This is a genomic window from Chryseobacterium sp. GW821-FHT04C04 (assembly GCF_059420365.1).
This window is the reverse complement of sequence record NZ_JBWKTO010000003.1, coordinates 469,875-482,020: the sequence shown is the minus strand read 5'-3', so window position 1 is coordinate 482,020 and position 12,146 is coordinate 469,875. Positions and strand designations below refer to the sequence as shown.

8 protein-coding genes are annotated in these 12,146 nt (G+C 36.5%); 4 read left to right on the top strand and 4 right to left on the bottom strand.

The window, feature by feature from the left end; all coding sequences use genetic code 11:
• Positions 1 to 229 precede the first annotated feature (229 nt).
• Both AC07UM_RS12010 and AC07UM_RS12005 read left to right on the top strand, forming a co-directional pair.
• Positions 230 to 3,337: a non-ribosomal peptide synthetase family protein gene (locus AC07UM_RS12010; RefSeq protein ID WP_494683290.1), complete on the top strand. Its 3,108-nt coding sequence runs from the start codon at positions 230 to 232 to the stop codon at positions 3,335 to 3,337.
• Between the two features lie 207 nt (positions 3,338 to 3,544).
• On the top strand, positions 3,545 to 3,838 hold the full coding sequence (locus tag AC07UM_RS12005) for a hypothetical protein (protein ID WP_494683291.1): 294 nt from the start codon (positions 3,545 to 3,547) through the stop codon (positions 3,836 to 3,838).
• A 94-nt stretch (positions 3,839 to 3,932) separates the two neighbouring features.
• Here the strand turns inward: AC07UM_RS12005 and AC07UM_RS12000 are convergent, their stop codons facing one another.
• Positions 3,933 to 5,159: a spondin domain-containing protein gene (locus AC07UM_RS12000; protein ID WP_494683292.1), complete on the bottom strand. Its 1,227-nt coding sequence runs from the start codon at positions 5,157 to 5,159 to the stop codon at positions 3,933 to 3,935.
• A 210-nt stretch (positions 5,160 to 5,369) separates the two neighbouring features.
• On the opposite strand from AC07UM_RS12000, the gene AC07UM_RS11995 reads away from it, so the two are divergent.
• Positions 5,370 to 7,391 (top strand): hypothetical protein, encoded by a 2,022-nt coding sequence (locus tag AC07UM_RS11995; protein WP_494683293.1) that lies wholly within the window; start codon positions 5,370 to 5,372, stop codon positions 7,389 to 7,391.
• Positions 7,392 to 7,446: 55 nt separating this feature from the next.
• Here the strand turns inward: AC07UM_RS11995 and AC07UM_RS11990 are convergent, their stop codons facing one another.
• Together AC07UM_RS11990 and AC07UM_RS11985 are read right to left on the bottom strand one after the other, a co-directional pair.
• Complete coding sequence (locus AC07UM_RS11990; RefSeq protein WP_494683294.1) at positions 7,447 to 7,923, bottom strand: DUF1905 domain-containing protein; 477 nt, start codon at positions 7,921 to 7,923, stop codon at positions 7,447 to 7,449.
• 78 nt (positions 7,924 to 8,001) lie between these two features.
• Entirely contained in the window at positions 8,002 to 10,209 is a 2,208-nt protein-coding gene (locus AC07UM_RS11985; RefSeq protein ID WP_494683295.1) for a S46 family peptidase, read from the bottom strand.
• A gap of 86 nt (positions 10,210 to 10,295) precedes the next feature.
• Here AC07UM_RS11985 and AC07UM_RS11980 point away from each other — a divergent pair, with 86 nt between their 5' ends.
• On the top strand, positions 10,296 to 10,730 hold the full coding sequence (locus AC07UM_RS11980) for an META domain-containing protein (protein WP_494683296.1): 435 nt from the start codon (positions 10,296 to 10,298) through the stop codon (positions 10,728 to 10,730).
• Between the two features lie 578 nt (positions 10,731 to 11,308).
• Here AC07UM_RS11980 and AC07UM_RS11975 read toward each other — a convergent pair.
• Positions 11,309 to 11,995 (bottom strand): LytR/AlgR family response regulator transcription factor, encoded by a 687-nt coding sequence (locus AC07UM_RS11975; RefSeq protein WP_494685231.1) that lies wholly within the window; start codon positions 11,993 to 11,995, stop codon positions 11,309 to 11,311.
• Positions 11,996 to 12,146: the final 151 nt, after the last annotated feature.

Here is a 12,146-nt window from a genome sequence, read left to right as displayed (position 1 = left end):
GTAATAAATAACGTTTTTCAAGTTGTTTACGGTTCTGCTTATTAAGTGGATCAATTTAAAATCATTGTAAATCAGATTTTTAATAATCTATTATGAAAACACATTTAGTAAATAAATTGTGCCTATAGCTTGTGCCCGGATGTTTCATCTTTTCTTATAGTTTAAAATCAGATTCACACAGAAAGAAATTTATTGATTACAAAATTTTTAACCAAATCACATTATTAAAATGGCAAATACAATTCCCTCATTAGAAACCTTATCCATAGGTGCCGCTGTATTGCTGTCAAATGAAGACAGAGAAAAGCTGTTAAATGGATTCAATAAAACCGGTTGGGACTATCATCATGAAGAAACATTGGAGTCTCTTTTCCGGAAACAGGCAATACTTCATCCTGATAAGGTTGCCGTTATTTATGAGGATCGGAAGATCACTTATAGAGAGTTAGACCGAAGAAGCAACCAGGTTGCCAATACATTATCGAGCCAGGGCGTCAAAGAAGGAAAGTATGTTCCTATCTGGCTGGATCGTTCCTTAGAATGGATTGTTGCAGTGCTTGGAGTTATTAAAACGGGAGCGGCCTATGTTCCAATAGATCCTGCTTATCCCGTTAAAAGAGTAGAGTATATACTTTCAGATACCGCTTCCGATATGATTATTACCAATCAAAATCTTCAGGGTCTTTTATCTGAAAAGGAAAAGACAAAAGTATTTGATTTGAGTAGTATGGATCATCTTAACAACTTACCTTCAGAATATCCGGAAGCTGACATTCACCAGAATGATTTGGCATATACAATTTATACTTCTGGTTCAACAGGAAAGCCGAAAGGAGTCATGGTAAGCCATCAGGCGATACAGCATTTGGTAACATGGCATAATCATCATTTTCATGTGGATCACAGTTCAAAGTTGACCCTTGTTGCCGGATTGGCATTTGACATATCGGTATGGGAAACATGGTCGGCACTTACTTCTGGAGCAACTCTTTTCATCGCAGGGAATGAAGATAGGACAGATGCTCACGCGCTGGTGGATTACTATAGAAGAAATCAGATTACACACGGTTTCGTTCCATCTGTTCTGGCTCCGTCTGTAGTCAATTGTACCCGAAACTATCATGATCTGAAATTAAAATATCTTTTTACTGGTGGTGAAAAGCTAAAACCAGTACTGACTTCTGAATTAAGTTACGAATTGGTAGATTATTATGGTCCTACTGAATGCACAGTATATGCTACCTTCAAAAAAGTGAAAGATACGAATGGGAAATATATTTCCTCAATAGGTAAACCCATTGCCAATGCCAAAGCCTATATTGTAAACGAAAATATAGAATTGTTACCGTTGGGTGCGGTTGGAGAGCTATGTATTGGCGGAAATATTTTAGCGAAAGGATATCTTAATAATGAAGAACTCACAACATCTAAATTCATTACCAACCCATTTAATGAAACAGAAAAATTATATCGTACCGGAGATCTGGCAAAATGGCAGCCGAATGGCGATATTGAATTTTTAGGAAGAATAGATAATCAGGTGAAAATTCGTGGATTTCGCGTTGAATTAGGAGAAATAGAACGTACTTTGGTTCAGCAGGATGATATCATGGAAGCCGTAGTCATCAGTAGAGAAACAGAAGGGAGTACTCAATATCTTATTGCTTTTATTGTCCTAAAACCAGAAGCTGAAAAAGATATTACATCAGTCCGGAATGCACTAAAAGAAGAGCTTCCGGGTTATATGATCCCTGCACAGATTATTTTTATAGATAAATTTCCGGTAACAGCAAATGGTAAAACAGATACCCAGTCGCTAAGAGACCTAGCCGATAAAGAAGCTAAAGAACTTATTTCATTTGAGCCGCCAACCAATGAGACTGAAAGAATTATTGTAGATGTTTGGGCTTCAGCACTTGAACGTCCTGTGATCAACATCACAGATAACTTTTTTGATATTGGAGGAAATTCTTTGCTGGTGGCAACGGTTGCTGTCACATTACAAAGAAAGCTTGATGTAAAAGTGTATCTCAGGGATGTTTATCAATATCCGGTACTACAGCAGCTATCGGAAGTTCTTATAGAAAGAGCCAGAGAAACCAGGGAAGCCATTCCCGTGGAAGATATGGAACCCTATGTCGAACTGCAGAAAGATGTTTATCTAGCCCCAGGAACTGTTTTTGCAGGAGGATTTGATCCTAAACAGATAGAAAACCCAACGACAATATTTCTAACCGGCGTTACAGGATTTGTAGGAATTCATCTTTTACAGGAACTTCTGGATACGACAATTGCTGATATTTACTGCCTCGTAAGAGCGCAGGATGAATTTCATGCAATGGAAAAAATTGATAGATGTTTTAAACAATACGATATTCCTCAAAAAGAAGAGCAGAAGTCAAGAATTATTCCTGTAATGGGAGATTTAGCATTGCCTTCATTAGGACTGTCACAAGAAACATTCAAAAAATTAGCAAAGCAAACCGATCTGATTTACCATTCAGGAAGTTCAGTAAACTTTATTGAACCTTATTCCTATATGAAAGCCCCGAATGTTGAAGGATTAAGAGAAATTATAAAACTGGCAGGAGCGGAAAGAACAAAATGTCTTGCTTTATTATCTACCATTTCAGTGTATAGCTGGGGACATCTGTTTACAGGGAAAACGGTGATGCTTGAATCTGATGATATCGAACAGAACCTGATGTCGGTAAGTAAAGATATAGGCTATGTAAGAAGCAAATGGGTAATGGAAGCGGTTGCAGATTTAGCAGCAAAAGAAGGACTGCCATTAATTACTTATCGTCTTGGCTATGCAATGTGCCATAGTGAAACGGGAGCCAGTGCATCCTATCAATGGTGGTCCGGATTGGTGAAAAACTGTATAGAATTCAAATCTTATCCCGCATTGACGGAACTTAGAGAAGGTCTTATCACAGTAGATTATATGACGAAGTCTATGGCTCATATTACAAAGAATAAAGAAGCGATAGGTAAAAAATTCAATCTGATAGCCCGCCCGGAAACCAATCTTACATTGGAAGATTTCTTTGGACTTATGAAAAAATACTATCCTTTCACGCTGAAAGATCTTCCTTATAAAGAGTGGAGAAAACAATGGGAAGATGACAGCAAAAATAGGTTGTATCCACTGACGAGTCTTTTCAGGGACAATATGCACGAAGGGTTATCCACTGTAGAGCTTTATCAGAATACCTACGTATGGGATTGTTCCAATGTGATTCAGTTTCTGGAAGGATCAGACATTCAGGAGCCTGTATTTGATAAAAAAATATTGGATTCTTACTTAAAATATCTAGGAATTCAGGTTGAATAATATTTGAAGATTTAAAAAGCCCAAACAGATTCTGCTTGGGCTTTTCTATGGACAAATGAATTTTATCCGAACCTGGTTATAGCACTTATAAACTTTAATAGAATAAATGAAGCGTCAAGTTTTGTCGTAATACAGACTGATATTTGTCTGATAATAAAATGAAGTCACTGCTCTGTTTCCTTATCAACTGAAAGTAAATAATAATAAATGAATAATTTTATTGTATTGTCTAAAGATTTTGCAGCCAATGAAAGTGCTGTGATTGATCTTAAATCCTGGGGATTGCTAAACCCATTAGGAGCACTCACGTTTCAGAATAAAACAGGACTGTCAGCCAGATTTCTTTGGCAGGGAGATATTATCCCTGGTAACAGAGAGAAAACAGGCTATTTTAAAGAAGTAATTAATGATTTAGGCGTAAAAGTAAGCCATTATGAAGGTTTTATAACCATTACCAATGGTGGCGGAAAACAATATTTGGAAGGGAAATTAAAAATATAAAAAAGCTTATATTTTTTGCCGGAATCATTATGCTTTACAATAAAAAAGCCAGACATTATTAATGTCTGGCTTTTTCTTTACCTAAAGATTGATTTTAATTCACCGTTACCTTCACTACATTCTGAACAGCAGGAACCGGATAGTGATTTCCAACTTTGGAAATAACCATATTCTCAGCTTGCGGAGTTCCACCAAACAAAGCCTGGTGATTTCCAGCTCCCGGATATTGGTCAATCCCTGTCCCTGAATCAAATAATGAGGTTTTTGAAGTAATATCCCCTTTATTATTCGCGTCAATACTTTGCTCGTTGGCATAGAACCAGTCATTAGAAAAACCAAACATTGTTGCATAGGCAATTTTATCACCCGGATCAGCATTAAAGCTTGTTGTCACTTTACTTCCCGGTGCTACAGGAGTACTCCCCGCAACATATACGCCTTTTACATTCGGTAAGGATTTAAGGCTGTTCTGAAGCTTGGCTATATTTCCAAATTGGGCAATGTCTTTCAGCCCCATTCCACTGTCTGTTTTTCCCAGTTCATAAATAGGATTTTTATCTCCACGGTATACTACCACCAATGCAGGAGAAAGACCAGTTATAATTCCTGTGTTGGCGTTCAGTTTAGTCGTCATTTTAGTGATACTCCCCATTTGAGCAATATCTGTGATTTCCGGATTTGATAAAGCATTCGGGGTAAAGAACGGAGTGCTGTTCACCAGCTGACCACCAAGGTAATTGGAAACTGCCCATACTCCGGGAGAAAGAGGAGTCTCGTTGGCTGTTCCGCCGGAAGTATTGGTGATCGTAAGCGTGAATTCAGAAGAGATGTCATTGTAAGCCAGATTAAGCTTCACAAGCTGGGCTGCATTTACATTAGGAACCTGCATAATAGGTTTGCTTTCGGCTTGTCCTGTCGTGTCATTTTTCGTTCCGTTGTCCCATAATCGGACGCTTGATGAAACATCGCCGGTAATAGCATTTCCATTGTTGTCAAACAGTTTGATACCTGGCTGTTGCGAGGCAAAAAACCAGTCTTTTGAAGCTCCATACATGGTGGCAAACATTAAAGCTTGTGTTTTTCCTGCACTGAATTTAATAGAAACGGATTGTCCCGGCAAAATAATAGGAGGAGTGCCTGTTCCCTGAAAACTCCCGCTTTCTACAAAATCTTTAGGAGTTACAACGTTTTCAAAAGTAATGGTTCTTTGAAAGGCCATATCCGTCATCATGTTGTTATCCGAATCATTACATGAAGAAAGAGTAAATGCAGCTAAGGTAGCTGCCGCTAAAACCGATGTTCTGAAAATAAACTTGTTCATAAAAGTAATTTTTTATAGTTATAATTGATATCTGTAACTATAGTCGGCTACTTTTTGAGATCCTGACAAAATAATCTAAAATATTTTTTTCATAAATGATACGTCAAGTTTTGTCGTTGTGCAGAGCGATATTTGTATCAAGACAAAAAGGGAATATGGCCATATCAATTGTTGTCTGTAAACTAATTATAATCAATAAATATTAACCACATGAAATTTACAAACGATTTTTTTTCACCCACTTCTACAGATCCTGCAGATGATTTGGTACAATTGGTAGACAGTTATTCTTTAGAAAACGTAAACTATCAGAAAGTGACCCACTGGTATCATGAAGCCAATCCTGTAGCAATGACAGATGCTTTATGTGATGGTATTATTTACCGAAAAAGGAAAAATGAATACTATGCACTAACAAGTTTTCTGGCAGGAAAACCTATTAACATTGAGCTTTTTGGAGCAAAAGGAGATTCTACCACAGATGATACACAGGCATTTTTAAATGCTGCAGATTTCGTTAACAGACTTTATGACTTTGTGTCTCTTGATCCTAATGATCCAAGGGAACAATATTCTCTTGAACTGCAATCTGTTACTTTGGTTGGGAACAGCCCAATTGGATATAAAATTACGGATACGGTTTTATTTAAAAAGCCGGTAAACTTTATTGTAGATAAAATATTCTATAGAGGATCAAGTGATAAAACGGCATTGATCTTTCAGAATAGTTTTAAAAATACAATTACCACCAATATTTCAGGAATACCCGGAACGAATGTTTCTTCAGATAATTACATAGGAATATTGCTTCAGGGTTCACAGCACTGTAAAATGTATCTGGGAGCTTCATTCTTTACAAAGGGGATCATTTGTGATGCTAATGATTCTCCTGGGCTATTTCCCGGTTTTGCATGGAACGAAATTCAGTTAAAATCAATGCAGTCTAATCTTGATGCTTTTGTAATCAGAAATACAAATAAGGGCTGGGCAAATGCCAACCGTGTTATTGGTGGTGAATTTGGATCTTTTACCGGACTGCTGGATGCGAATACTGTCACTCGAAGAAGAACATTTGTAAAATTTGAGAAAGACAGTGTTTCCGACGGTTGTAATTCATGGCTTTTCATTAATCAGGCATTTGAATGGGGACTGGATATTGACCCTTGGGAAACACTTTGTTTTGATTTTTCGGCAGCTCCATGCTATGGTATTTCTATTTTGGAGCCAAGAATTGAAATTAAAAAAGGAGAAAGAATTGGTATTTTCCACCGAGGATCCGAGTTTAATTTTAGTTCAAATCAAATCCATTATCTTACTTATTTTACAGATCAGAATGGTATTAAATATATAGGAGAAAAACCTGTTGTTTTACTGGATGAAGATTTAAGCAGTGACTTAAAGACCAATGGTTCAGACAGCCACTTTTATGTAAAAAATCTTGAGCCTTTTAATGAATATTCAGGGTTGTTTCCGAATGCCGATTATGATAATCAATTTTGTCAGATTTTTAAAATCAATGACCATAATACCAACTTATGGGTGCAATGGCATCGTTATCCACAGTTTGTTCTTTTCGATGAGAATAGAAATATGATAAAAGATGAGACTCTACTGCAGGCTCAGATAAATTTACTTGATTTTAGACCGCAGGATTATTGGATTCCCCCTGGAATAACTTCTGATGTGAGAATTATTAAGATTGGAGCTGAAGACGATGGAGATTATGTGAATAATATGTCATTCATTCCGGAAGCGAAGTATGTAGGAATTATCCAGAGACCGTATGAGAATGTAAGGTTAAAGGTCATGATTAACAGAGCAGATAGAGGAAAGATCGAAAAGGTGAAATTCCTTGAAATCCCTGAAGAAACTTACTCAACGGTTAATGATCTTTCAGCTTCGGCTATGGTTGGATTCAATTTCAGCACTGGCGAGAAATTCTACAATTTTAATACCCATAAAACTTCAGTAGTTAAAGAATCAGGAGTTGGAAGTGCATTGTCAGGATATACTGTAGACGCTGTTGCAGGATCAAGAATGTTTACAATAAAGACCGGAGATATAAATAAACTATCTCTTGGAACAATCTTCTACATCAATACTGCAGGAGGTACCGTTCGTTTTAAAATTGCAGCAAAGGCGGGAAATGCCATAACAGCTAATATTCCATCTCATATTACTGTGAATGATGCGGATATTACTTTCCCAATTTGTACTTATGATACTTATTAAAATAATAGATTGAGTAATAAAAAATGTAAGAGTTCAGGATTTCCTGGACTCTTTTTTATATCCCCTTTTTTCCATCCAGAATCATCTGGATCATTTTTATCTTTCTGTTTTCTCTGGTCTCCGGTTTCTTGGCTTCTTCTATCCAACGGATATATTCCTTTTTATGCGTATAACTCATTTTGTCAAATAAAGCTTTTGCTTCGGGGCTTTCATTAAAAACAGAAACAATATCATCGGCAATCTCTACCACTCTTTCTTCTTTATCTTCAATAAGCGAAACAGAAACATTATCTCCGAACGATTTACCAAGCTGTTTTCTGACTTCCTGCGTAAGCCCGAGAATATGGCAGTCCGATTTCATTTTGGCAAGACTTCCACGGTATTCAACTTTACCGTCAAATAGCGCTTTAATTTTTACCTGACCTTTTTTATTAAAAAGTTCTTCCGTAGAAAAAGGAAATTCCACAAACGCAGCATCCATCTCTCCGTTTTGCTGTATAATAGCTTTGAATTTGATAGTTTGAGACTTCATGATGAGAAATTTTAATAGTCAAAAATAAAAAAAACCGTGAAAGTAAATTTCACGGTTTTAAAAATAGATCAGATAAGATTATTTTTTATTAGTTTTCTTAGGTGTTGTAGTAGTGCCAGAGTTTTTAGTTTTTGTATCAGCTGGGGTGTTTTCACCTCTTACAAGCTTCAATTCGTCAACTAATCTTCTTGCACCTGCATACTTATCAATTGTCCAAAGAACGAAACGAACGTCTACGTTGATTGTTTTCTGCCATTCAGGCTCGAATACGATATCACCGCTTAATGCTTCACTGTTTCCGTCGAAAGCGATACCGATAAGGTTTCCGTCTCCATCAATTACCGGAGAACCAGAGTTACCACCCGTAATATCATTGTTAGAAAGGAAGTTTACAGGCATGTATCCTGCAGCATCAGCATACTGTCCGAAGTCTTTAAGGTTATAAAGATCGATCACTCTTTGAGGAAGATCAAACTCTTCATCACCTTTCTTGTATTTTCCAACAAGACCAGTCATGTCTGTATAATAGTTATCTGTAATACCGAAATAGTTTCTGTCATTTCTGATAGGAAGTTTATCTACAGTACCGTAAGTTAATCTCATAGTAGAGTTAGCATCCGGATAGAATTTTTTCTCAGGCATAGCTTTCATTAGACCAGCTAAGAACATACGGTTCTTTTTAGCAAAATTATCATCTACCTGAACATATCTCTCAGTACTCATCTTTTGATCAGCAGCAATTCCGTTAGCCGCTTTCCAAAGTGGATCAGCATCAAGCTTCAATGCATCTGGATTCAATAAGAAGTTCGTTGCAGAAGTTTTGTTGGCGAAAATTGAAGAATATGCCAGGTTAGAAACTGTTTTAGCATCAAGACCTAAAATAGTTGCAGAAGCAATGTCTTTATTGGTAACTCTTGTTTGGTATAAGTTAACCATAGAAGTAAGCATTTCTCCTTCTAAAGATGGATTAATGTTTTCATAAGCTGCTTTAATAGCCGCTTCAGTTTTAGCTTTCATAGCCAGTCTTCCTTGCATATCCTGAGCAGCATAAGTCTTAAGGACAGATCCTACTTGCAGCGCAAGTGATATGTATTTTGCATTTCTTGAGAACTGAGAAGCATAGTTTCTTTCAACATTTCTTTCAGAAACCTGCTTGTAGTACATTGCAATATCTTCCAGAATTCCGTCATAAGCCTCATTACCAGCTGTCATAGACCATTTTCTGAAAATGTCCTCAGTTTTTTGCTTGTCAGCAATGGTTCCGTTCTTATCTACTGCATCAATAGTTCCTTGTCTGTTTTTCCAGTAGTTTGCTACTGAAGCATATTGAGAAGCATAGTTAAGCTGAGTTGCTTTATCCTTGTCCATGTATTTCTTCATTACATCCATAGCAAGTTTAGAAGCTTCAACCCAAGCCGGGTAATCTTTGTTTACCATCTGCTGAATTCCATAAGAAGTCAGGTAACGGTTCGTTCTTCCAGGGTATCCAAGGATCATAGAGAAGTCACCAGGCTTAATTCCTTTAAGAGAAACAGGAAGGAAATGCTTAGGCTTCAAAGGAGTATTGCTTGGAGAATATTCAGCAGGGTTTCCTGCAGCATCAGCGTACACTCTGAAAACTGTGAAGTCTGCAGTATGTCTTGGCCACTCCCAGTTGTCTGTATCTCCTCCGAATTTTCCTAATGATGAAGGTGGAGCACCTACCAATCTGATGTCTTTATAATCCTGATATACGAAATAGTAGAATTCATTTCCGTTGAAGAAATCTCTTACCACTACAGTATATTTTCCGTTTTCAGAGTTTTCTGTCTGGATTGCTTTAGTCTCAGCATCAATAACAGCTTTTCTCTCTGCTCCGGTCATATTGTTGTTTAGTTTAGAAGTGATCCTTTGAGTAGCATCATCCATTCTCACTAAAAATCTTACGTAAAGATCCTTTGCATTGAACTCGTCTTTCTGTTTCATTGCCCAGAAACCGTTCTTCAAATAATCTTTTTCCGGTGTAGAAGCAGCAGCAACAGCACCGTAACCACAGTGGTGGTTTGTAAATATAAGTCCTTTATCAGAAACAATCTCACCTGTACAGAAACCACCGAAACTTACGATAGCATCCTTTAAGCTTGAATTGTTTACCGAATAAATTTCTTCAGGCGTAAGGTGTAGACCCTCTTTTTGCATATCAACACCGTTAAGTCTTTTGATGAGCATAAGCAGCCACATCCCCTCATCCGCCCTCATCTGAGCAAAGCCCAATAAGAAAGTGAATAGTAGAAATAGTCTTTTCATTTTATAAAATAATTTTTGTGTCGCTAATTTACTAATTTTTACGAGATTCTGTCCCGGATTGGTATGAAAATGGGAGGATAACCTCTATGAAAAAGATACTATTACCACTTTTTGCAGTTTTACTTTTAGGAGTTGTTTTAAATTGCTCCACAGTACCGGATAAAAATCCATCCCTTCAAAGGCAATGGATGCTGGTTTCTTTTGATGGTTTTTCAAAAGATCAATTGATAGCCAATAAAGCAGAAATGAATCTGACAGGCAGCATGGATAATGGTAAAATTCGAGCGAGTGCCTATATGGGGTGTAATCAAATGTCTTTTGTATCCGAGTTTAAAAAAGGAGGAAAAGTGAAAATTTCAAAAGGAGTGAGTACCATGAAAGCTTGTCAGGATATGAATCTTGAAACCTCTTTTCAGAAAAAAATTGAAACCATGACCAGGTATTCGGTAGAAGGGCATTTTCTCACTTTATCCGATGATAAGGGAACCTCAATGAAATTTGTAGCAGCCGATTGGGATTAATGATTCCTGTTTTACAATATAAAAGTCCGCCGGAGCGGACTTTTTTGTTTAAAAAATCTAGTTTGGTTATCAGCTTTTTGAGGGTTATTAGTTCTGAGATTATTAGTTTTTGAGAATAGTTTTTTTATGTGCTCGTCTATATTATGGTTAGTTCAATAAATTTTGTATTTGTGTTCCTAGAATTTATAATAGCGTGATAGACATGCCTGTTGGTCTGTTGGGAATAGTTTTTTGAAATAGTCGAAATTCAGGATGTTGGAACAAAGTTTTCCAAAAGTTCAAATAAAAATATTGATTTTGCATTCTTGCTTTTTATATCAAGTCCCTGTTTAGGAAACCGGACCTGCTGTCAAAACCTAGAATCAACATGCGGAATTGCAAAAAATGAGAGAATAGATAGATTTTTTTTTCATAGAGAGTTGTTTTTAAGGTATTAGGTTTCAGTGTTATAATGCGGGGTAACTTGGGAAGACTAAATTACTATCTATCTTAATCAAATGACAGGAAAATAGACCAACGGCAGAAATAATCGACCAATGACATTTTATGAATTATTTGTTGAATGTCCGGTGAGGTTTTTAAGGATTGAAAAAAGAAAGATTATCCTTATATGTCCGGCCTATAGGAAGCTTTATATGATGGGTAAGCTCTATTTCATGACAGTTTTTTCCGCGGATGAGATGGCGTGGCACAGCATAGCTTTTGTGTATTCTGACAAAAGAATCGAAAAAACTTTTTTGGAGGAGATTCCCCAGAGAATTTAAAATACAGTGATTTTTTTCAAGGGTGATGATTCGCGTATAATCTTTTAAAGCTTCCAGATACAGAATATCTTTCATTTTGATTTGAAAAATATTGCCGCCCTCTTTTATTTTAATGCAATTTTCTCCTACCATAGCATCATAGCATTCACATTTTTCTTTGACTTCAAAAAAATCAAAAAGCTTCTGCATGGAATAGTGAAAGCGCTCGGAAGTAAGAGGTTTAGTAATAAAATCTAATGTGTTGATCTCAAAAACTCTGGCAGCCAATTCAGGATGGGAACTTACAAAGATACAGGCAGGAATCTTATGAGCCAGCTTCCGGAATTCAAGTCCGGTCATTCCCTGTAAATTGGTTTCGGTGATCAGAAGATCTATAGGGAGATCAAGATAGGGAACAGCCTTTTCTGCAGAATCAAAAGAGGCGACAATCTCAATGTTTTGATAGTGTCTGATATAATGCTGAAGAACCAGCCTGTCCAGTTCATCATTATCAATAATCATACATTTAATATGGCTAATCATGATATTCCGGATATTATTTTAATTTAAATATTTAAAAATCAGAAATTTATTATTTAAAGTTATTGATTTTTTGTATAACCTTCCTCATGTAAACTTAAATTTATATTAAAATATGTTATTAAATAAAAAT